The sequence below is a fragment of the Streptomyces sp. NBC_01190 genome, from assembly GCF_045039895.1.
Lineage (GTDB): Bacteria > Actinomycetota > Actinomycetes > Streptomycetales > Streptomycetaceae > Actinacidiphila.
Genome location: NZ_CP108580.1, coordinates 1209140 through 1230190, shown reverse-complemented (window position 1 = coordinate 1230190; position 21051 = coordinate 1209140). Strand labels below are relative to the sequence as shown.

Here is a 21051-nt window from a genome sequence, read left to right as displayed (position 1 = left end):
ACAGTTCATGGTGTGTCCCAAGTGCCACGGCCATATGCAGACCTACAATCGCAACGGCGTTCAGATCGAGCAGTGCGGCAATTGCCGCGGCATCTTCCTCGACTACGGGGAGCTGGAGACGCTGACCCAGCTCGAAGGCAGGTGGGCCCAGCCGGCCCCGCCGCCGCAGGCCTACCCGGCCCCGCCGGTCTACCAGCAGCCCGCCGCCCCGGTCTGGGCCGCTCCGTACGACGGCGGCCACGGTCACGGTCATGGGCAGCACGGCGGCCACCACGACCGGCACGGCTTCGCGCACATGCTCTTCTCGTCGTGACCTCGTGACCTCGTGACCTCGTGACCTCGTGACCTCGTGACCTCGCTCTGACAGCACGGATGAGGGCCGGAAGCGTGATCGCTTCCGGCCCTCATCCGTGCTGTCTGTACTGCCCGGTGGACGATACTGGGATTGAACCAGTGACCTCTTCCGTGTCAGGGAAGCGCTCTCCCGCTGAGCTAATCGTCCGGGTGCCCGTCCGCGGGGACGAGTGGTGCGTGCGCGATACTGGGATTGAACCAGTGACCTCTTCCGTGTCAGGGAAGCGCTCTCCCGCTGAGCTAATCGCGCCCGGGTTCAGCAAAGGCCCCGGTCAGGGGCCCGGTGGACGATACTGGGATTGAACCAGTGACCTCTTCCGTGTCAGGGAAGCGCTCTCCCGCTGAGCTAATCGTCCTTGGAGGTGGAGACGGGATTTGAACCCGTGTAGACGGCTTTGCAGGCCGTTGCCTCGCCTCTCGGCCACTCCACCAACACAGAGCGGGGACTCGGGAAGACCCCCCACATCGAGCGGACGACGAGATTCGAACTCGCGACCCTCACCTTGGCAAGGTGATGCTCTACCAACTGAGCCACGTCCGCAGTGTCTCCCCGGTAACAGGTCACCAGCAACAGGTCACCAGGTTCGACGGTGCCGGGGCGGATGTACGCCTCGGCGACGAGGTGAACTCTAGCGGATCCCCGGGCCAGCTCAAAAACCGGTTTCCGCAGCGTGCCAGGTCAATGACAAGGAGTTGACATCCGCGCTCGTCCGAAGGGCCCGCCTAGACTCGGTTACCGGGGTGGGCCGCGACCGCCTCGACCAGGGATGCCGCCCGCCCCGGCACCCGCCGCCCGCTCCCAACCGCCATTCCACCTCGACCACCTTGGGACCAGCAACGTGCCCGACCTCGCCCCCATGGCCCGCTTCGGCGGCCTTGTCGCCTCCGATCTGCGGGACGTCACGGCGGATCTCGGCGCGCTCGACTCCACGGGTTTCTGGGCGGTCGCGGCCGACTCCGAGGGCCGTACGGTCTGTGCCCGCTTCGGCGACGTGCGGCAGGCGCCCCTGCCCGGCCCCGGTGGCTGGCGCGGCCCCGCCCCCGAGGCGTGGACGTCCTCGATGGACCGCGACGCCTATCTGGCGGGGGTGCGGGAGGTCCGCGACCGTATCGCGACCGGCGAGGTCTATCAGGTCAACCTCTGCCGGGTGCTGACCGCGCCGCTCGGCGCGGGGGCCGACATCGACGCGCTCGGCGCGGCCCTGGCCCGCGGCAACCCGGCGCCGTACGCCGGCACGATCCGGCTGCCAGCGCACGGCGTGGAGATCGCCAGTGCCTCCCCGGAGCTCTTCCTGCGCCGGACCGGCGCCGTGGTCGAGTCCGGCCCCATCAAGGGCACCGCCCGCACCGCCGACGGGTTCCTTCCCAAGGACCGGGCGGAGAACGTGATGATCGTCGACCTGGTCCGCAACGACCTGGGGCGGGTCTGCGCACCGGGCACGGTCACCGTGCCGGCGCTGTGCGCGGTCGAAGCCCACCCCGGCCTGGTCCATCTGGTCTCCACCGTCCGCGGCGAGCTGCGTCCCGACGCCGGCTGGCCCGAGCTGTTCGCCGCGGCCTTCCCGCCCGGGTCGGTCACCGGGGCGCCCAAGTCCAGCGCCCTGCGGCTGATAGCCGAGCTGGAGACCGCCCCCCGGGGGCCGTACTGCGGCGCCGTCGGCTGGGTGGACGCCGACCGGGGGACCGCCGAACTCGCCGTCGGCATCAGGACGTTCTGGATCGACCGGACGGGCGGGTCCGGTGCGGGCGGCCCGGTGCTGCGGTTCGGTACCGGCGCCGGTATCACCTGGGGTTCCGACCCGGCCGGCGAATGGGCGGAGACCGAGCTGAAGGCGGCGAGGCTGCTGGCGGTAGCGTCGGAAGTCCACCAGGCGGGCGAAGGTCCGTCCGGCGGCCGGACCGCGGCCGGGCAGCAGACGATCGGGCGGTACGCCGAGAGCACCGGGAAGATCGGGAACACCGGAAACAGCGGGAACACCGGGACCACCGGGAAGATCGGCAAGATGGAGAGGATCGAGAGGATCGAGAGGATCGAGAGGATGACGTCGTGAGAATCTGGATCGACGGCGCACTGCGGGACGCCGCGGACGCCACCGTGTCGGTGTTCGACCATGGTCTGACCGTGGGCGACGGCGTCTTCGAGACCATCAAGGCGGTCGGCGGCGGGTCGTTCGCGATGACCCGGCACCTGGCCCGGCTGGCCAGGTCCGCCCGCGGCCTCGGCCTGCCCGAGCCCGACCTCGACGAGGTCGGCCGCGCCTGCGAGGCCGTACTGGCCGCCAACCCGATGCCGCTCGGCCGGCTCCGCGTCACCTACACCGGGGGTGTCTCCCCGCTCGGCTCCGACCGCGGCGAGGAGGCCCCCACCCTGGTGGTGGCGCTCGGCGAGGCCCACACCCGCCCGGACACCACCGCCGTGATCACGGTGCCCTGGGTCCGCAACGAGCGGGGCGCGCTCTCCGGCCTGAAGACCACGTCCTACGGCGAGAACGTGGTGGCGCTGGCCCGCGCGCACCAACAGGGCGCGTCCGAGGCGCTGTTCGCCAACACCCAGGGACTGCTGTGCGAGGGCACCGGGGCCAATGTGTTCGTGGTGCTCGACGGCCGGCTGCTCACCCCGCCGCTCACCTCCGGCTGCCTGGCCGGCATCACCAGGGAACTCGTCCTCGAATGGTCCGGCGCGCAGGAGGCCGATCTGCCGTTCGAGGTGCTGGCCGAGGCCGACGAGATCTTCCTGACCTCAAGCCTGCGCGATGTCCAGGCGGTGCGCCGCCTCGACGACCGGGAGCTGCCGACCGCCCAGGGCCCGGTCACCGCCAAGGCCATGCGGGTCTTCGCCGAACGGTCCGCCGCGCACCCCAACCCCTGACCGGCAACCTCCGTAGCGCCGTACCGACCACCCCGGGAGCAGGCCCGTGACGACAACTCTCAAGCCCGTGGGTCCCGAACGGCGCACCGACGACGGCGTCCGGGCCCGGACGTACGCGGTGCGCGTCAACAGCCGTACCGTCGGCTCCGCCGACCTCGGCACCGATCCGCGCTACGGGACCACGGTCGGCCGGATCAACACGCTGGAGATCGACGAGCCCGACCGGCGGCGCGGCCGCGGCACCGTGGCCGCGCTCGCCGCCGAGGAGGTGCTGCGTTGCTGGGGCTGCGCCCGGGTGGAGGTGTCGATCCCGGCGGAAGCCGGGTACGCGCTGCGGATGGCCGAGGCGCTCGCCTACACCGAGCGCAACATCCACATGACCAAGCCGCTGGACGGGCCGCCGCGTCCGCTGCCCGACGGCGTCTTCCTGCGCCCGTTCTCCACCGCCGAGTACGGGCCCTGGCGGGAGCGGGAGGGCGAGGGGTACGTCGCGGAGCTGGTCGGGCGCGGTGTGCCGAGGCAGCAGGCGGAGGCCAACGCGGCCGCCGCCTTCGCCCAGGCGCTGCCCGACGGCCCCGCCACCGAGGGCAGCGCGTTGGTGCGCCTGGAAAACGGCAGCGGCCCGCTCGGCCATCTCTGGGTACGCCTCACCGATCCGCCCTTCGTCTTCTCCGTCGAGGTGGCGGCCGACCGGCGCGGTCTCGGCCACGGCCGCACGCTGATGCTGGCCGCGGAGAACCTGGCTCTCGAGGCGGGCGGCGACACGATCCAGCTCAACGTCTTCGCGGGCAATGTGCCGGCCCAGCGGCTTTACGCTTCGCTCGGCTACCGGGCGGCGGTGCGGCACTTCTACAAGTCACTGCTCTGACCCTGCGGGGCGTCCCCGATCGCTTCGACCGCGGCCCGGTGGGGGGCTGATCGCGCAGTTCCTCCCCCGGGCGAAGCCCGGGGGAGGAACTGCGCGATCAGCCACGATGTACCCGCAGGTCACGAACCGGCGGAACCAATGGGGCGGGCGCGCGGCACTCGGGCTGCGGCCCGGTGGTGGCTGGTCGCGCGGCCCCCCGCGCCCCCGCGGGGCTCAGGCGCGGGCGGCCAGCAGTCGGTCGGTGATCTTCTCGATCCGCTCGCGCAGCCCCCGCTGGTCGTCGGAGCCGTCCAGCACCTCACCGCCGATGACGTAGGTCGGTGTGCCGCTGACGCCGATCGCCTTGCCCTCCGCCACGTCGGCGTCCACCACCAGCAGATGGCGGCCGTCGACCAGCGCGGTGTCGATCTCCTCGGCGTCCAGGCCCAGTTCGGCGCCGATCTCGACCAGCAGGGGCCCGCCCCGCTTCTCCAGCTCCTCGACCCGGTCCAGCACCGCCGCCGCGTACGGCAGCCCCATCCCCTGCGCGAAAGCCTCCTCGTACGCCTCCGCCGCCGCCAGCGCGTGCCGGTGCTTCTCGAGCGGGAAATGGCGGAGCTGCACGTCGAGATCGGCGCCGTAGCGGGCACGCAGCGCGGCCACGTCCGCGAGGGCGGTTCGGCAGTCCGAGCACTGGAGTTCGCACCAGACCTCAAGGACGACGGGAGGAGCGGAGTCGGTCATGGGCCCAGTCTCCCACCCACGGAGGACGCCCCCGCGCCGCTGGGGATGAGGCACCCCCGAGATCACCCTGAACCTGCCCCGCGGCCATGGCCCGTGGGGTATGCGCGAGGCAGGATGGGGTGAGGAGTTCCCGTGGGGCCGTCGGCCGGGCCGCTCGGGCGGACCGGTGGGCCGAGGAGCCTCGGGATGCTGACCACGACCCTTTGCGTCGCCCTGTCCGCCGCCGGACTGGCACTCGCGCTGCTCACCGCCTACCGGCGCCGCTTTCTGCGGGCCACCAGGATCGCCGCGCTCGCCCTGCTGCCGGTGGGCCTGTCGATGGCCGGCCTGGTCACCCTCGGCCGGCGGATCGGCACCGCGGTCGGCGACTGGGCCGTCGACCTGGTCTTCAAGCCGACGGTGTGGACCGGCTTCGCGGTCGTCGCCTTCTCCGTGCTGCTCTACGGGATCACCCGGCTGTTCTCCGGCGGGGAGGCCGCGAGGGGGCGGGCCACGGGGGGACCGGCAGCGGGCGGGGCGGTGGCGGGCGACCGCGGGCGCGGTCCCGCCGCGGTGCCGGGGGCTGCCGCGCCGGCCCTTCCGACGGCGGGGCGCGGCGCTTCCGGCCGTCGGCGGGGAAGCGCGGACAGCGGGCTTTCCGACTTCGCCGACGTCGAGGAGATTTTGAAGCGGCGCGGGATCTGAGGCGGGGCCCGGCGGGTGGCCCGCGCTTTCTGGCGGCCTCGGGGATGGCGCTGCCGGCCGGTCTCGGGGACCCGTCGCCTGGACCCGCCGCCCCGGTCGGCCGGCGGGCCGACCTTCCGGATCGACCTTCCGGATCGGCGGCCCGAGTCCGGCCGCCCCGGCCGCCTTCCCGGTCCGGGAAACAGGCAGCGGTCGCCCGCCGGATCCAGCATCGGCGAGGCGATATCCGATGCACGCTATATGAGACGAGCCGTCTCGGCTGGCGGATTCCGACATCCGAGACGCAGGTAAACAGCCTTGTAAACTCTGCGTGTTGGGCCCCTCGGGCTCCTCCGCTGCGCGATCATCGGGGCGTGTTGACCTACCCCGGGGATCGTCTCGCCCCGCCGTGGCCCGAAGGTGCCGAACCCTCGGCTCCCCTCCCCGTCGCCCCGCCCACCGCCCGCTGTGTTTCCGGTGTTTCCGGAGTTTCGGGTGGCTCCGGCGCTCCCGGTGCTCCCGTCCAGGCGCCGGCCCCGCCGGCGGAGTCCTCGGCGGCTCCGGCGACCCAGTCCGTACCGCGGCCCCGGCAGGAAAGCGGAGCCGGGCCGGTACGGGAGGCCAGGCCGATACGCGAGACGGGACCGGTCCGTCCGCCTCGATCCTTATCGGAGGCCGTGCCCGCACGGCGAGGGAAGGCGGCGGCGAAGTCCGAGCGGGTCTTCGTGGAGCCCAAGGGGTGCCTCTACGCGCTGTCGCAGCCGCCGTTGATGCTCTTCCTGTGCCTGGTCGGCGGGTTGATCGGCGGGGGAGCGGCCTGGGACCTGCTCTTCCTCTGATCTCCGCCGCTGATCCGCCGACGTCCGCCTGCCCAGGCGCCGGCCTCAGGCGTCGGCCTCAGGCGCTGGCCTCGCGCCTGCGGGCCCGGTACGCGGCGACGTGCAGGCGGTTCCCGCAGGTGCGGCTGTCGCAGTAGCGGCGGGAGCGGTTGCGGGAGAGGTCCACGAAGGCCCGGCGGCAGTCGGGCGCGTCGCAGCGCCGCAGCCGGTCCCGCTCGCCCCCGACGATCAGGAACGCCAGCGCCATCCCGCAGTCGGCCGCCAGGTGGTCGGCGAGCGAGGCGCCGGGCGCGAAGTAGTGCACATGCCAGTCGTAGCCGTCGTGGTCGGTCAGCCGCGGGGTGGTGCCGGCCTCGGCGATCATCGCGTTGAGCATGCGGGCCGCCGCGGCGTCGTCCCCGGCGGTGAAGACCTCGGTGAACCGGGCCCGTACCGCGTGCAGGGCGGCGACGTCACGCAGGTCGAGCCGGCCCACCTCGCTGATCCGGTTGCGGTCCACGAAGCCGCGCAGCGCGGCCACGTCGCCGAGCCCTTCCCGCCCCTCGATCTGCGGCTGGGTGTTGACCAGGTCGACCACGCTGTCGAGCGCGCACCTGGAGTCATGGTTGATCAGCACCGAAAACGCTCCCTGCAGGCGGGGACTGCGGCTGCGATTCCGGTGACTCTAGCGCGCGGGAGCCGCCGCCGTGGGCTTGTGCTGCCCACGGGCGGCGGCTCTCGCGCGTGCGGTGGCCGGCCGCCGCACGGTCGCCCGCGCGGCAGCGAGCGGTCCGGGCAGTCCCCCCGAGTAGGACGGCCGCGGACGTCGGGATACGGGTTCAGCTCTCCGCGAGGATGTGCGAGAGCTCCGTATCGAGATCGAAGTGACGGTGCTCGGTGCCTGGCGGTACGGCGGCGTCCGTCCGCTTCAGGAAGGACTCCAGGGCCCGAGCCGGGGCTTCGAGCAGGGCTTCGCCCTCCGGGGAGCTGAGGGCGATGCACACGACGCCCTGACCGTGGCTGCGGGACGGCCAGACTCGGACGTCGCCGGTGCCGGTGGGGCGGTGCAGCCCCTCGGCGAGCAGATCGCGGGCGAACACCCATTCGACCGTCTCTTCGGCTCCGGTGTGGAAGGTGGCGTGCACGGCATACGGATCGGCCGTGTCGTACCGCAAGCCCGCGGGTACGGGCAGTGAGGATTCGCTCGACACAACGAGGCGCAGGTGCAGCTCGCAGCTGACCGTGGTGTTCATAAGCGCCATGGCCTTTCGCTCAGTGTGCGCTCGGGGATTCGCACGTCGGCGACATCGACTTGCCACCTACGGGGACGTTGTAAACACCTCTGAGCGGTTTGTGAAGCTTCTGATAACTCGTCCAGCCCAGTGCTTGGACCTGCGAAGCGGCCATTTCGGTGATGGGCGCGGATCTGGCAGGTTTGAACTCACAACTACGGTGCGTGACTGTTCGACCGGGGCCGTGGCCAAGGATTCGGGGGCGGATCTCCGGGCCGTGGGTTTTTCGGTGTTTGGCCCCGGTTTCCCCGGCGTCCCGGGTGTCCCTGGCGCCTCAGCTTTCCAGGGGTGGACGTGTCCCGCCGGCCGACCGGGGTGGTCGTGACCTGCTGCTCAGGTGCGGTAGTGTTGTCGGCACGCCAGGGCGATTAGCTCAGCGGGAGAGCACTTCGTTCACACCGAAGGGGTCACTGGTTCGATCCCAGTATCGCCCACCCTGGTCGCGCCGTTCATCCCCGGATGAGCGGCGCTTTTGTCTGCTCCGGTCTCCTCTCGTCGGCGTAGGGTCGCCCCGCTCGGGCCGTGCCCGACGGCGAGAGGCGTGGACCGCCCACGATCGCCGAGGGCGGGTCGGGCGGGGCGGTCGCCGAGGGCGGTGCGGGCTCAGCGGGGATCACGTCCCTGGCCCCTCCGCTGGTTCCCGGGGTCCGTCCGGTTCTTCGCCCGCTGGTCCCTCCCGTTCCTCGCGCTCCTCCCGTTCCTCGCGCTCGGCTTCCAGCGCGGGTCGGATCCCGGTGACCATCTCGACGGCCGCGCGGAGCGCGTGCTCTTCCGACGGGTTGTCCAACGAGGTCAGCTCGATCCTGCCGTGCTGCCCCTCGATGATGAGCTTCCCCCGGCCGCCTCGGCCCCGCAGCCGCCGGGCCAGTTCCGGGATGACCGGCTCCTTGAAGAGCAGCGCGGTGGCCAGCGTGACGATGATCGAGACGTTCTCGACGCCGAAGGCGAAGCGGCCGGGATCCTCCGCGGGGCCCCGCGACAGCACCGGGGCGTCGTATTCCTCCAGCACGCGCACCAACTCGTCGGCGGCCTCGTCGCCGGCGAAGATCCGTACGCGCGGTCCTCTGCCCTGAGGCATGGCGGTCCCCCCACCGTGTCCCGAGCCGGCACCCCCATGCCGTGGACTCTCGGTGTCAATGCCATTCCGCCGGGCGGGCCTTGGGAAACCTCCGGCGGTGCGGCGTGCCGATGCCGGCGCCGAGCCCGCCTCGGCCGCCGCTTCCCGCCTCGCCGCCGACCCGCGCCATCTCGTTTGAACGCGGCCCCACCCAGACGGTATCGTTCCTCTCGTCCCGGGCGATTAGCTCAGCGGGAGAGCACTTCGTTCACACCGAAGGGGTCACTGGTTCGATCCCAGTATCGCCCACCAGCGAGAGCGGGATCCGTCCGCAAAAAGCGCGGACGGATCCCGCTCTCTTCTTTGCTCGTCCGCGCCTCGCCCGGCGGGGGCCCCGCCGCCTGGACCCTCGGGGGCGGCTCACCAGGACGGCCGCTGTTTGCTGCTGACCGAGGCCGGGTGATCGGGCTTCCGCCCTACCGCGGCGCATCGTGCTGCTTCCGCTCCAGCATCACCACCGGGCACCTCAGCGTGTCGGCTATCTTCCGCAGGTTGGCCGGGGTGGCGCTGCGCCACCCGGACTCGATCTCGTTCATGAGCTGTTCGGAAATACCGACCGCCTCGGCCAACGCCCGCTTGGTCAGTCCGCATTTCTCCCGCGCCCAGGTGACCGCCGTCGGCTCATGGTGCAGATTGCGTGGGCGCTTCCGGGTCACGAGTCGGCTTTCGCCGGTGATTGAGCGAGCGTCCGGGCAATAAGCCGTGTCAGTTCCTCCGACCGTCGTTGTTCCACCGTCTGCCGGGCATAGCCGTCGAGTTCCATGCTCAGCACCCCTGACCGTGGGCGCGGTACTCCGCTTCCAAGTCGACGAGCCTGAAATCCTCGAGGCGCATCATGAGCTGGGCAGCCTGCACCCAGGGCATGCGACGGTCGCCGAAGTCCAGGCCGCCGACGTCGTGCGGCACGGGGACCGGGTGGCTCGGGCGGTACAGCACACCGTGCACACCGCTCAAGCCGAACCGACGGACCCGCACCGCGGCGTATTGCTTCCGCAAATGCGGACAGGCTTGCACTGACACCCAGGCACACGACAAGCAGACCGGCGGATGGCCGGTCACCAGGTCGGCCGGCCAGGTGCTGATGTCGTCCGGGTCCTCGCTCAGAAGCCACAGCAGCCCGCTGTCGGTGGCGTCCTTGCTGGCGGGCCGGCCGCACACCTGGCAGAGCAGGGCTTGCATGGCCCGGCGCTGCCGGAGGAAGTGCACCTTCCCGTACTGCGGTTTGCCCTTGCCCGGGATGCTGGGCGACCGACGCCACAGGATGCCGTCGCTGTCGCGGTCCCACGGCCGCTCGTTGAGGTAGGCCAGCCTCCCCCGACGCATGGTGACTTCGGGCTGCACGGTCGTCTCCATCGACCAGCAGGCGATGAACGGCACACGGTCGGTAAGGCGAAGACTGCCGATCGGCCGACGCTCAGGGTTGCGGGCTGTGGTGATGTGACCGTCTCGTGACTGCTGCATGGGCGCTTCCCTCAAGGCGTGGGGGCTGGAGTCACCCACTCTGAGACGCCTGTGATCGTCAATACACCCAGTGCCGAACCCACGTTTCGTGCAGAACTTCCCGGTTCAACCGCCAACCTTCGCGGCTGTCTTGTGCGGCCGCGGTTCGGCGTTACCGTTCAAGGCAGGAGCCATGCGTGCGTAGCAGACGTGGGAGGACCGTTGGCTGTCAAGCCCCGTAGCCGTCGGCAAGAGCAGACCCAGGCCGCCCAAGAATTACGCTCCCGAGGCTGGAGTTGGGCACAGGTAGCGGCTGAATTCTGCGGTCGTTACCACGTCAATCCCCGCGTGGCGCACCGTATTGCGCGTGGTTGGAGCCAGCGTGAAGCCGCCGACGCGTGGAACGGTCGCTGGCCGGACGACCCCAAGACCTTCAAGAACTTCTCGACGTGGGAGCTGTGGCCCGGCCCGACCGGCCATGCACCCGCACTGGCCACCCTCGATCGCCTGGCCCAACTGTATGAGTGCGCGGTGAGCGATTTGGTTGCCGATATGCCGAACCACGGCACGAAGATGAAACCAACAACCACGCCACCGGGCAGCGTCTTAGCCACGATGAGGAGAAGCGCCGCGCCGCTGGCTCTCGTTCCGGACCTGGCCGACACGCTGAGCCGGCTCATTGCCGATATGGATTACGTTGAACTGGCCGAGGAGGTCGTCATGTGGGTGAAAGGTGTGAACGCCGACATGAACCGTCGGGAGTTGTTGCAGAAGATGAGCACGGCCCTGACGGTGGCGGCGGCTGCCCCCTTGCTGGACATGGCTGACCTGGACAGCCACCAGCGGGCAGCACGAGCGCTCAATGACCCCCGCCAGATCGACGCCGTGACCGTTGCCCAGGCAGAACAGGGCCTCAAAACCTTCCGCATGCAAGGCGACACTCTTGGCCCGCACGTGGCCTTGCAGACCGCCCTTGCGCAGCGAAAGATCGTTGGGGGGTTCGCGGCCCATGCACCCGGTCATCTTCGGCCGCACGTGCTGTCGCTGTACGCCGAACTCAGCCAGCTTGTCGGTTGGGAGCTGTTCGACCTCGGCGACTACCGGGCAGCGCAGTATTACTACGACGACGCCCGCACCGCGGCCCACGACGCCGAGAACGTCGAGTTGGTGACGTATGTGCTGTGCACCATGAGCCAGTTGGCGACGTGGCAAGGCAAACCGCGGGTCGGCATCGACCACGCCGTCGCGGCGCAGACATGGGCCACCCGAGCGGGGAGCCTCATGGCGCGGGCGTACGCGGCGGACGTTGCCGCCAAGGCGTTCGGCGCTGCCGGAGACGCAAGCGGCGCGCATGCCGCCCTTGACGCCGAGCGAACCGCCGCCGCTGATTCCCGCGCCAGCGGGGAGCCGCTGGCGGCGTGGTGGTACTTCTACGACGAGTCGTTTTATTGGGGTACGCGCAGCAAGGTCAGTCTCGACCTCCACGATCCGGATGACGCCATCCACGCGGCGACAACCGCGCTCCCGTTCCGGAACCTGGAGAACGCCCGAGACTTCACGCACCTGCTGACACGGCTCGGTGAGGCTCGTGTGCAGCAAGGCGACATTCACGAAGCCAGTCAGGTGCTTGCGGACGCGGCGCGCATCACGGCCGTCAACCGCTCACCTCGACTGGAGCGGAGCATCCGCGAGGTGCGGACGAGCCTTGCCCCCTGGGGGCGGACGAAGTCGGTGCGACAGCTCGATGAGGCGTTGCGGGCGTACGGGGTCGGCAGCGTACAGGCGTAGTGGTCGGCCGACGTCGGCGGTATTTGTCGATGTGTCGGTCTGAAGCGAAACCGATATCCGGTAGACGGCCTACGACGGCAGAGGTGTTCCACACCAAGGTCATCCAGGCGCCGTTACCCACTCGGCCACCGTGCGGATGGCGAACGCCTGCCATTCCTGGCTCTGCGGGTGAAGGTACTGCGGGTCGTCGTGGACGGCGAAGCCGTGTTGTGCGCCTTCGATTTCCACCAGCCGGCACGGGCCGCCGAACCGTGGCACTGCTGCCCGCGAAGCCTCGATCGAGACGAACGTGTCCTTGGTACCGTGCACGATGAGTGTCGGCGCCTGGACCTCACCAAGCGCCTCGTGCGGGCGGAGCCAGAAGACCTCGTTGTAGAGGGCCCGTCCGTGCTTGAGCGTCGGCGAGTGTGACAGGTAGCCCCGTTCGCTGAGTTGAGCGGCGGCCTCGTCGGTGAGGCGGTCATCCACCCAGAACGGCCGGTTGTCGATGGTGCGCTGCTTGTAGTTGAGCTGCGGGTTGAACAGCGCCAGCCGGGCGATCTCATCCGGCTGCCTAGCTGCGTAGTAGGCACAGACACCGCCGGTGAAGCTGGCGCCAAGGAGGCTGATGTCCTGTGCGCCGGTTGCCTGCCGCAGATGCGCCAGCACCACGCGAATGTCGTTGAGAATGATCGAGAGCGTCAGCTCTTCTTGTCGGCCCTCGCTGGCACCGTGGCCGCGAAGGTCGAAGCGCAGTGAAGCAACGCCCGCGTCGGCTAGCCCGTCCGCGAGCCGTGTGAAGAAGCCGCCCTCCTCGCGGGTGACGCCGCCGCCATGGACCAGCACAACGGCGCGGATGGTGGCTTCCTGAGGCTGAGTCAGCGTGCCCGCGAGCTGCTGGCCGTCGAGGGTGCGAACCGTCACGTCTGCGGTGGTGGGCATGGAGCAAGGCTAAAGCGGTCGCATAGAGGTACAGGCGTACCTCGTCGCAGCCCGGTAGGGAACGCGCCGTCCAGCCGCGTGCGAAGTGGGGTGGTGGGGGCTACCAGCACAGGGGTTTGGCGCAGTGGGTGGCGAAGTTCGTGAGACGTGGGAGCACGATGTCCGCTCCGGCTTCGCGGAGTTCGGCAGATGTGGACTTGCCGCTGGCCACGCCTATGGCGAGGGCGTCGGCGTCGAGGGCGCCGCGGATGTCGTGGGGGGTGTCGCCGATGACGACCGTGCGGGTGCCGGGGAAGCCGTGGCCGTACTTCTCGGAGGCCCGTTGGCGGGCCAGGCGGACCAGGTCGGCCCGGTCGCTGCCGTCGTCTCCGTAGCCGCCCACGGTGAAGTCGAGGCCGTCACCGAGGCCCAGGGCGGTGAGCTTGGTGATGGCGATGGGACGTATGTTGCCCGTGACGGTCGACTGGACGGTGCCCTGAGCGGCGCACGACGCGATGGCCTCGGGCGCTCCCGGCAGGACGGTGCCGACCTCCCGCATACGGTCGGCGAGTTGTTCGGCGGCTGTCGCCAAGGCGGCGTAGAAGTCGCTGAACAGCGCCTCCGGCTCGTCGATGCCGTTCAGGCGCAGCGTCTCCGCCGTGATGGCCCGATCGGTCCGGCCGGACATGTCCGCCAGTTCGCCCAGCGGCTTGCCCGTCACCTGCCGGAAGGCCCGTTCATAGATGGCACGGCTTGTCCCACCGCCGAAACTCACGAGCGTACGGTCCACGTCCCACAGGATGAGCGAGGGACCGTGGGCGAGCTGGTCGGTCGGCATACGGGTCAGGGTAGTTCGGCCGCCCGCTGATCCACAGCCGCTCGGCGGAGGGCAAACCTCGGGACGGGCCTTGTGAACGGGGCCGCCGGGGGCTTGTTGCGGTGCGCACCGGCTTGTGCGGCGCGCGTGCCCGGGACGCGCATCAAGGGAGGTGCCGTGCGCCGATGTGCGCGGCGGCGGTGGGCGTGGAAGGTGGCCGCGGACGTTCATCGTGGCGGCGCGGCGGAACCGCGCCGCGCCCGGCGATCGGACGGCGTATCGGCATGCCCGCACGAAGGGGGTACTGGATGAGGGGCTTCGGCTCAGGACACAGCGACGTGGAGAGGGCTGACGCGGCATCACGGCGTAGGCACACACGGCGCGGACACACACGGTGGGTCACCGGAGGGGCGGCGAGGGCTCGTTGGCGTCGGGTGGCCGCGGCGCTGGTGGGCGTCAGCATGGTGGCCGCCGGAACGCTCGCCGGGGTCGGGCCGGCCGCGGCGAACGCGCCCGGCCACCCCGGCACACCGAGCGCGCCGAGGACCGTGTTCACCGAGGGCTTCGAGAACGGCGAGGGCGCGGCGGTGACACCGCTGCCCGACTACACCGGCGCCGCCCCGCAAGGCCAGACCTACGCGGCCGACCCGGCCTGGCTGACCTCCTGCAACGGCCTGCTCGTCTCCCAGCAGGCCCCCGCCTCGCCCCCCGCCGGCGTCAACTGCGGCGGCTTCTGGGCGGCGAACAAGCAGATGGCTGCCGCGCTGGGCACCTGGGCGGGCGGCGACGCGGCCACCAACCACTCGCTCACCGCCTACACCTCGGGCAATCCGGGGGCCGGGCGCACCGAGTTGGAGACCGTGCGGCCGATCCCGCTGAGCGCGGCCAACCGGTTCCTCGCCTTCTCGGTGGACGCGGCGGCCCAGAACTGCTTCACCAACCACCCGCTGCTCGCCTTCTACCTGCTCGACGGCGGCGCCGCCCGCGCCGCCTTCAGCTCGCCCATCGACCCCTGCCAGAACCCCGGCCAGGTCATCGGCGGCACCTCGGTCGGCACCTACGCCAGCAACGGCTCGGTCCTGTTCTCCGGCGACTCGGCCGGCATCCGGCTGGTCAACGAACAGGCCAGCGGCAACGGCAACGACGGCGCGATCGACAACGTCCGCCTGCTGGACGCCACTCCGCAGCTCGACCAGGCCTTCGCACCGGCGCGGCTGCCCGTGGGCGCGCCCACCACGCTGACCTTCACCATCACCAACACCAGTGAACTGGCCGCCAAGAACGGCTGGTCCTTCACCGCCCAACTGCCCGCGGGGCTACGCCTCGACGGCGGAAGTGCCGCGACGAGCTGCGGCTCCGGTACGGCCACCGCGGACGCGGCGAACGGCACGGTGACCGTGCACGGTGACCTGGCCGCCGGGCAGCAGGACTGCACCGCCACCGTCCAGCTCACCTCCATCACCGGCGGCACCTATCAGGTGTGCGGCTCGGCGATCACCGACGCGGTCGGCGTCGACCTGCCGGGCTGCGCCTCGGTGACCTTCACCGCACCGGTCTTCGACGCGCGCTCCCACGGCGTACGGCTCACCTCGCCGCTGCTCGACATCGGCCCGCTGGCCCCGTCCGCCCACTCCTGCACGCCGCTGCCGGGCGAGGACGACCACTCCGTGCTCAGCGCCGGGCTCGGCTCCGTCGGCACCCTCGGCGCGCTGACCACCGACGCCTCCGGCACCATCGGCGCCGACGGATCGCGTACCGCCGCGGCCCACGCCCGGACCGCCGGGGTCAACCTGCTCGGCGGCCTGATCACCGCCGACCTCGTCGGCACCTCCGCCCAGGCCCGGCAGCCGCTCACCGACAACGGGCCGGGTGCGATCACGCTGACCGGCGCGACCACCCTGACCAACCTCCGCGTCGCCGGAGTGGCCGTCGCCGCCGACGCCGCACCGAACACCACCATCGGCCTGCCCCTGGTCGGCTCCCTGGTCATCAACCAGCAGACGCCGATCGCCGCGGGCAAGGGCATCACCGTCACCGCCCTCTCGCTGACCCTCCTCACCGGAGTCCACGTCACCATCGCCCAGAGCACGGCGGCCCTGCTCACCACCACCGACCCCTGCCCCGCCTCCTGACCGTCGGCCCCCGCGCCGACCAGCACCGACCAGCGCCGACCCGCACCGACCAGCACCATCCCGAGGTCCGGCCCCGCCGCCCACCGGCGGGCGCCGGGCCTCGCAGACGGGGAGCTGACGCCGCCGGACGTACGGCCCCCCGCCGCCGGACCACCGCACCGGCCGCCCGGGCCACACCCACCCCGCTCCCGCGCCCAAACGGACACCCCGCGACAGAACGGGCCAACCCCGCGCCCCGCCTGATGAGAGTTCACCCAGGGGTCGTCAGGCGGTCGGAAGCGAGCCGCCCGGAATCTGTTGCCCCATACATCAATAAGGGCCATGATTCCTCAGAAGAAGGCCCGCTGGGCGGGGCTGGCGGTGGTCGCGGCGGCGGCGACCGCCTTCGGCCTCGTGGGGGCCGACGTCGTGGGCGGGAACGCCTCGGCGGCCACCACCGGTCAGCGTTACTCCGCCGCCTGTCCGGCCGCGGACGTGGTGACCCCGGCCCTGAACACCAACCTGATCGAGAACCCGGGCGCCGAGGACTACACCGCGCTGACCGACCTCGGCGCGCCCGCCGGCGACGCGCAGTACGTCCCCGGCTGCTGGGAGGCGTCCTCCCCGATGAGCGTGCCCGGCGCCGTCCTCGAGTCACTGTCGTCGTCGGTCCCGGGCCAGACCGGGACCCGCACCTTCTACGGCGGCTACGACTACGACTCCCCGCAGGTCTCGATCGTGGGCATCACCACCACGGCCACCCAGGCGATCGACGTCAGCCCGCTCGACGCGGGCGGCAAGTCCTTCACGCTGACCGGCGCGATCGGCGGCTACACCACCCAGACCGACTACGCGACGGTCACCGCCGCGTTCGAGGACGCCTCGGGCGCCACCGTCGGCTCCGCGGTGCTCGGCCCGGTCAACGCCGCCCAGCGCGGCAACGTCACCAGCCTCGTCCCGGAGGCCGCGGCCGGCACCGTCCCGGCCGGCACCGAGAAGATCCTCATCACCGTGGCGTCGACCGGCGTCAGCTCCGGCTACGGCATCGACGGCCGCGCCGACAACCTGAACCTGACGATCGCCGCGAACGGGGCCGGCCAGCGCTACGCCGCGCCCTGCCCGTCCGCCGACCAGGTCACCCCGGCCCTGAACACCAACCTGATCGCCAACCCCGGCGCCGAGGACTACACCGCGGCGACCGCGCTCGGCGCGCCCGCGGGCGACGACCAGACGATCGCCGACTGCTGGACCAGCGCCTCCCCGCTCGACGCCCCGGACGGCACGCAGGAGTCGCGCGCGTCGACGTACCCCGGCGTCACGGGAAGCCGGGTCTTCCACGGCGGCACCAACGCCGGCACCGTCCAGGTCGCGGGCGTGGTCACCACCGGCACCCAGCTCATCGACGTCAGTTCGCTGAACGCCGACGGCCAGCCGTACAAACTGACCGGTGAGGTCGGCGGCTTCTCGACGCGGAGCGACTTCGCCCAGGTCGTCGCCACCTTCCAGGACGCGGCCGGCACGAGCCTCGGCGCGGCCGGCCTCGGCCCGGCCACCCCGGCCCAGCGCGCCGACACCTCAGAACTGCTCTCGGACGGCACCTACGGCACGATTCCGGCCGGCACCAAGAAGATCCTCGTCACGGTCATCACCGCGGCGGTCGACAACGGCGCCGACAGCGACGGCACGGCCGACAACCTCGACCTGACGATCGGCCAGACATCGGTCGGCCAGAGCTGGGCCGCGCCCTGCCCGTCCGCCGACCAGGTCACCCCCGCCCTCGACGCCAACCTGATCGCGAACCCGGGCGCCGAGGACTACACCGCGGCGACCGCGCTCGGCGCCCCGCTGGGCGACGACCAGACGATCGCGGACTGCTGGACGAGCGGCTCCCCGCTCAACCCGCCGGACGGCACCCAGGAGTCGCGGACCTCGACCTACCCGGGCGTGACCGGCGGCCGGGTCTTCTACGGCGGCACCAACCCCAGCACCGTCTCGATCCCCGGCATCACCACCACCGGCATCCAGTCGATCGACGTCAGCGCGCTCGACACCGGCAGCCGGCCCTTCAAGCTCTCCGGTGACCTCGGCGGCTACTCGACGCAGAGCGACTACGCGACCGTCACCGCCAGCTTCCAGGACGCCAAGGGCGCCACCCTGGGCTCCGGGGTCATCGGGCCGGTCACCGCCGCCCAGCGGGCCAGCGTCTCCAGCCTGATCCACCAGGCCTGGTACGGCACGGTCCCGGCCGACACCCGGAAGATCGTCATCACGGTCGCCACGGTCGGCGTCAGCAGTGGCGCCAACAGCGACGGCACGGCCGACAACCTGAGCCTGACCATCGGGTCGAGCGCGGTGCCGTCCGGACCGATCCTCCAGACGATGCCGTACACCTCGGTGGGCGACGTCCCCGGCACCCACGTGGACCCGGGCACCGGCGCCGTCCTGCCCAACGTCACCCCGGGCTCGCTGTACCGGCCGGCGGGCGTCTCCGTCGGCGGCGGCTCCGCGCGGGCGCCGAAACTCGGCGACAGCCTGGCCGCCGAGCTCAGGAGCGTCGGCGACGGCTCGGTGTACGTCTCGAACACCGGTGACAACGTGGTGGCCGAACTCCGCGACGGCGAGACCTCGGTCATCGCCGGCTCGCTGGAGGGCTACGGCGAACGGGGCGACCGCGGCAAGGCCGACAAGGCGACGATGTACCAGCCCTCCGGCACCGCGGTGGACGCCGACGGCGACCTGTTCATCTCCGACAGCGGCGACAACGTCGTCCGCGAGGTCACCCCGGACGGCGTCATCCGGCGCTTCGCCGGCACCGGCGACGCGGGCCGCAGGCTCTCCCCGAGCGCCCTGTCGTCCCAGCTCGACCGCCCCACGGCGGTGGCGGTCGACGCGGCGGGGAACGTGTTCGTCTCCGACACCCACAACAACCGGGTGGTCGAGGTCTCCCCGAAGCGGACCGTCATCCGGGTGATCGGCACCGGCCGGGCCGGATACGCCGGTGACCGCAAGGCCGCCTCGCGCGCCGAGCTGAACCAGCCGACCGGGCTGGCGCTGGACGTGAAGGGCAACCTCTACGTCGCCGACTCGGCCAACAACGTGATCCGCCGGGTGGACGCGAAGACCGGGACCATCACCACCGTGGCCGGTGACCGCGCGGCCGGCTCGGCGCACGACGGCCTCGGCGGGTTCTCCGGCGACGGCGGCCCGGCGACCTCGGCGCAGCTCAACGACCCGCAGGGGGTGGCCGTCGACGGCGCGGGCGATCTCTTCGTCGCCGACACCTTCAACAACGCGGTCCGCGAGATCACCCCGGCCGGGGTGATCAGCACCGTGGTGAACTCCTCGGCCGCCCCTGGCGGCGAGAGCAGCGGCGCCGCGCCGACCGCCTCGAAGCTCAGCACGCCGTACGCGATCGCGGTCGACCGGTCCACCAACCTCCTGTACATCGCCGACACGCGCAACAGCGCGATCGCCCAGGTGCTCGGTGTGGCCCGGTCCGGCGCCGCGGCGGGCCCGACGGCCCCCACGAAGTCCTGACCCGGCCCACGAGACGAAGAAGAGAGACCATGAGCAACACCGCTTCCGCCCGCTCGGGCCTGTCCCGCCGCCGGTTCGTTTCCAGCGCCGCGGCGCTGGCCGGGGCGGCCGGCATGGCCGGCCTGCTGCCGGAGAACCTGGCCCGGGCCGCGACCGCGAGTCCGGCCAAGGGGAGCCTCTCCCAGGTCAAGCACGTCGTGTACGTGATGATGGAGAACCGCTCCTTCGACCACTACTTCGGCACCTTCCCCGGCGCCCGCGGCTTCAGCGACCGCACCGCGATCACGCTGCCGAACGGCAACTCGGTCTTCCAGCAGCCCGACCCGGCCAACCCGGACGGGTACCTGGAGCCGTTCCACATGTCCACCATCAGCACCGGCGCCGCCGCGGTCCCGTCGCTCTCCCACGACTGGCGGGACCAGCACGCCTCGTGGAACCAGGGCAAGATGGACGGCTGGCTGTCCACCCACCTCGCCTCGGACGGCGACGTCAACGGCTCGTACACGATGGGCTACTTCACCCGGGAGGACATCCCCTTCCACTGGGCGCTCGCCGAGTCGTTCACCCTGCTCGACAACTACCACTGCTCGATCCTGGGCCCGACGGACCCCAACCGGCTGGTGTGGATGTCCGGCACCAACGACCCGCAGGGCAGGTTCGGCGGGCCGGTGCTGGAGACCGTGACCCCGAACCCGATGACCCACCCGTCGGCGGCCGAGATCCTGTACGAGGCGGGCTACACCGTCAAGACGTACTTCTCCGGCGCGACCAGCGGCTTCAACGTGTTCGGCTGGTTCGCCAACTTCCAGAACAGGACGACACTGCCGGCCGGGCTCTACAACTCCGTGATGAGCGGCGGCACGCTCTTCGGCGACGGCACGCCCGGCGGGATCGGCGACGCGGCCGCCCCGACCCCGGCGGCCGACCCGGCGCTCGGCTTCGAGGAGGACTGCGCCAACGGCGTGCTCGCCGACGTGTCCTGGCTCTACATGCCGAGCGAGGCCGACGAGCACCCGCCGAACCTCCCCGCGGCCGGCGCGCAGTACCTCGCCGCCAAGCTGGAGGCGCTCGCCTCCAACGAGGAGCTGTGGAACTCGACGGTGTTCGTCCTGAACTACGACGAGAACGACGGGTTCTTCGACCATGTCCCGCCGCCCGTCCCCAAGCTGCGCGACCATCCCGAGGAGTTCGTGCACCTGCCCTCGCCGAAGGGCACGCCGGGCGGCGGCCTGCCGGTGGGCGCCGGCTTCCGGGTGCCGTGCGTCATCGTGTCCCCGTGGACGGTGGGCGGCCGGATCTTCTCCGAGGTCTCCGACCACACCTCGGGGCTCCAATTCATCGAGACCCTCACCGCCGCGGGCGGCCTGTCCGGTCACGGACCGGTGCGGTTCACGCCGATCAGCACCTGGCGGCGCCGGACCTTCGGCGACCTCTCCGGCGCCCTGCGGCTGCACGACCGCAAGCCGGCCCCGGCCAACCCGCAGTTCGAGGCCGGCACCACGGCGGCCAACCTGGCCGCCCAGACCACGGCCGCGACGCAGCCGATGCCGCCCCGGCCCGGCGCCACGCAGAGCAGGCCGAGGCAGTCGCACGACCACGGACACCAGGGCTGACCCTCCTGGTCGCTGCCTGAGCCCAGGGTCAGCTCAGGGTCAGCTCGGGTCCAGCCGGGGTGCAGCCCAGGTCCAGCCGGGACTCGGCCGCTTCTGAGCCGGGTCCCGGCCGAGCGCGCCCCCTACCAGGGGGCGCGCGGT

Annotated in this window: 18 protein-coding genes and 7 tRNA genes; 12 read left to right on the top strand and 13 right to left on the bottom strand. The window is 71.5% G+C overall.

The genetic code is table 11. The features are described 5' to 3' along the window. Window positions 1-7: 7 nt before the first annotated feature. Complete coding sequence (locus OG519_RS05210; RefSeq protein ID WP_405579240.1) at window positions 8-313, top strand: zf-TFIIB domain-containing protein; 306 nt, start codon at window positions 8-10, stop codon at window positions 311-313. Between the two features lie 117 nt (window positions 314-430). On the opposite strand, the gene OG519_RS05205 is transcribed toward OG519_RS05210, so the two are convergent. The 5 genes from OG519_RS05205 to OG519_RS05185 form a co-directional block, all read right to left on the bottom strand. Continuing rightward, window positions 431-502, bottom strand: a tRNA-Val gene (locus tag OG519_RS05205). A gap of 30 nt (window positions 503-532) precedes the next feature. Then, window positions 533-604, bottom strand: a tRNA-Val gene (locus OG519_RS05200). Between the two features lie 34 nt (window positions 605-638). After that, window positions 639-710 (bottom strand) — tRNA-Val (locus OG519_RS05195). 1 nt (window position 711) lies between these two features. Next, a tRNA-Cys gene (locus tag OG519_RS05190) sits at window positions 712-785 on the bottom strand. Window positions 786-822: 37 nt separating this feature from the next. Beyond that, a tRNA-Gly gene (locus OG519_RS05185) sits at window positions 823-895 on the bottom strand. Window positions 896-1193: 298 nt separating this feature from the next. Between OG519_RS05185 and OG519_RS05180 the strand changes: the two genes are divergently transcribed. The 3 genes from OG519_RS05180 to OG519_RS05170 are packed head-to-tail and all read left to right on the top strand — an operon-like array spanning window position 1194 to window position 4091. After that, on the top strand, window positions 1194-2405 hold the full coding sequence (locus OG519_RS05180) for a chorismate-binding protein (RefSeq protein ID WP_405579239.1): 1212 nt from the start codon (window positions 1194-1196) through the stop codon (window positions 2403-2405). Continuing rightward, window positions 2402-3223, top strand: coding sequence for an aminotransferase class IV (locus OG519_RS05175; protein WP_405579237.1), 822 nt, complete (start codon window positions 2402-2404; stop codon window positions 3221-3223). The genes OG519_RS05180 and OG519_RS05175 overlap by 4 nt, the downstream gene beginning before the upstream one ends. A gap of 46 nt (window positions 3224-3269) precedes the next feature. Then, entirely contained in the window at window positions 3270-4091 is an 822-nt protein-coding gene (locus OG519_RS05170) for a GNAT family N-acetyltransferase (protein WP_405579235.1), read from the top strand. Window positions 4092-4304: 213 nt separating this feature from the next. Here the strand turns inward: OG519_RS05170 and OG519_RS05165 are convergent, their stop codons facing one another. Continuing rightward, window positions 4305-4814: a DsbA family protein gene (locus OG519_RS05165; protein ID WP_405579233.1), complete on the bottom strand. Its 510-nt coding sequence runs from the start codon at window positions 4812-4814 to the stop codon at window positions 4305-4307. Window positions 4815-5000: 186 nt separating this feature from the next. On the opposite strand from OG519_RS05165, the gene OG519_RS05160 reads away from it, so the two are divergent. Both OG519_RS05160 and OG519_RS05155 read left to right on the top strand, forming a co-directional pair. After that, window positions 5001-5498, top strand: a complete 498-nt coding sequence (locus OG519_RS05160; protein ID WP_405579231.1) for a hypothetical protein — start codon at window positions 5001-5003, stop codon at window positions 5496-5498. 656 nt (window positions 5499-6154) lie between these two features. After that, window positions 6155-6316, top strand: coding sequence for a hypothetical protein (locus OG519_RS05155; protein ID WP_405579229.1), 162 nt, complete (start codon window positions 6155-6157; stop codon window positions 6314-6316). Between the two features lie 58 nt (window positions 6317-6374). Here the strand turns inward: OG519_RS05155 and OG519_RS05150 are convergent, their stop codons facing one another. After that, entirely contained in the window at window positions 6375-6932 is a 558-nt protein-coding gene (locus OG519_RS05150; protein WP_405579227.1) for a CGNR zinc finger domain-containing protein, read from the bottom strand. Between the two features lie 202 nt (window positions 6933-7134). Then, the gene (locus OG519_RS05145; protein ID WP_003959770.1) at window positions 7135-7548 is read right to left on the bottom strand and encodes an SsgA family sporulation/cell division regulator; all 414 of its coding nucleotides are present in this window, start codon (window positions 7546-7548) and stop codon (window positions 7135-7137) included. Between the two features lie 401 nt (window positions 7549-7949). Between OG519_RS05145 and OG519_RS05140 the strand changes: the two genes are divergently transcribed. After that, window positions 7950-8021: transfer RNA gene (locus OG519_RS05140), tRNA-Val, on the top strand. A 179-nt stretch (window positions 8022-8200) separates the two neighbouring features. Here OG519_RS05140 and OG519_RS05135 read toward each other — a convergent pair. Next, on the bottom strand, window positions 8201-8665 hold the full coding sequence (locus OG519_RS05135) for a hypothetical protein (protein WP_405579224.1): 465 nt from the start codon (window positions 8663-8665) through the stop codon (window positions 8201-8203). Between the two features lie 216 nt (window positions 8666-8881). Here OG519_RS05135 and OG519_RS05130 point away from each other — a divergent pair. After that, window positions 8882-8956: transfer RNA gene (locus OG519_RS05130), tRNA-Val, on the top strand. Between the two features lie 164 nt (window positions 8957-9120). On the opposite strand, the gene OG519_RS05125 is transcribed toward OG519_RS05130, so the two are convergent. Both OG519_RS05125 and OG519_RS05120 read right to left on the bottom strand, forming a co-directional pair. Further along, window positions 9121-9360 carry a helix-turn-helix domain-containing protein gene (locus OG519_RS05125; RefSeq protein ID WP_405579222.1) on the bottom strand — a complete coding sequence of 80 codons (240 nt, stop codon included), beginning with the start codon at window positions 9358-9360 and terminating at the stop codon, window positions 9121-9123. A 109-nt stretch (window positions 9361-9469) separates the two neighbouring features. After that, window positions 9470-10165, bottom strand: a complete 696-nt coding sequence (locus tag OG519_RS05120; RefSeq protein WP_405579219.1) for a hypothetical protein — start codon at window positions 10163-10165, stop codon at window positions 9470-9472. Window positions 10166-10492: 327 nt separating this feature from the next. On the opposite strand from OG519_RS05120, the gene OG519_RS05115 reads away from it, so the two are divergent. Beyond that, window positions 10493-11932, top strand: coding sequence for a hypothetical protein (locus OG519_RS05115; protein ID WP_405579216.1), 1440 nt, complete (start codon window positions 10493-10495; stop codon window positions 11930-11932). Window positions 11933-12031: 99 nt separating this feature from the next. On the opposite strand, the gene OG519_RS05110 is transcribed toward OG519_RS05115, so the two are convergent. Next, complete coding sequence (locus OG519_RS05110; protein ID WP_405579213.1) at window positions 12032-12853, bottom strand: alpha/beta hydrolase; 822 nt, start codon at window positions 12851-12853, stop codon at window positions 12032-12034. A 100-nt stretch (window positions 12854-12953) separates the two neighbouring features. Continuing rightward, entirely contained in the window at window positions 12954-13670 is a 717-nt protein-coding gene (locus OG519_RS05105; RefSeq protein WP_405579210.1) for an HAD family hydrolase, read from the bottom strand. A 413-nt stretch (window positions 13671-14083) separates the two neighbouring features. Between OG519_RS05105 and OG519_RS05100 the strand changes: the two genes are divergently transcribed. The 3 genes from OG519_RS05100 (at window position 14084) to OG519_RS05090 (ending at window position 20910) form a co-directional block, all read left to right on the top strand. Further along, window positions 14084-15781 carry a choice-of-anchor P family protein gene (locus tag OG519_RS05100; RefSeq protein WP_405579208.1) on the top strand — a complete coding sequence of 566 codons (1698 nt, stop codon included), beginning with the start codon at window positions 14084-14086 and terminating at the stop codon, window positions 15779-15781. Window positions 15782-16102: 321 nt separating this feature from the next. Then, window positions 16103-19297 (top strand): hypothetical protein, encoded by a 3195-nt coding sequence (locus tag OG519_RS05095; protein WP_405579206.1) that lies wholly within the window; start codon window positions 16103-16105, stop codon window positions 19295-19297. A 29-nt stretch (window positions 19298-19326) separates the two neighbouring features. Then, window positions 19327-20910: a phospholipase C gene (locus tag OG519_RS05090; protein ID WP_405579203.1), complete on the top strand. Its 1584-nt coding sequence runs from the start codon at window positions 19327-19329 to the stop codon at window positions 20908-20910. Window positions 20911-21051 lie beyond the last annotated feature (141 nt).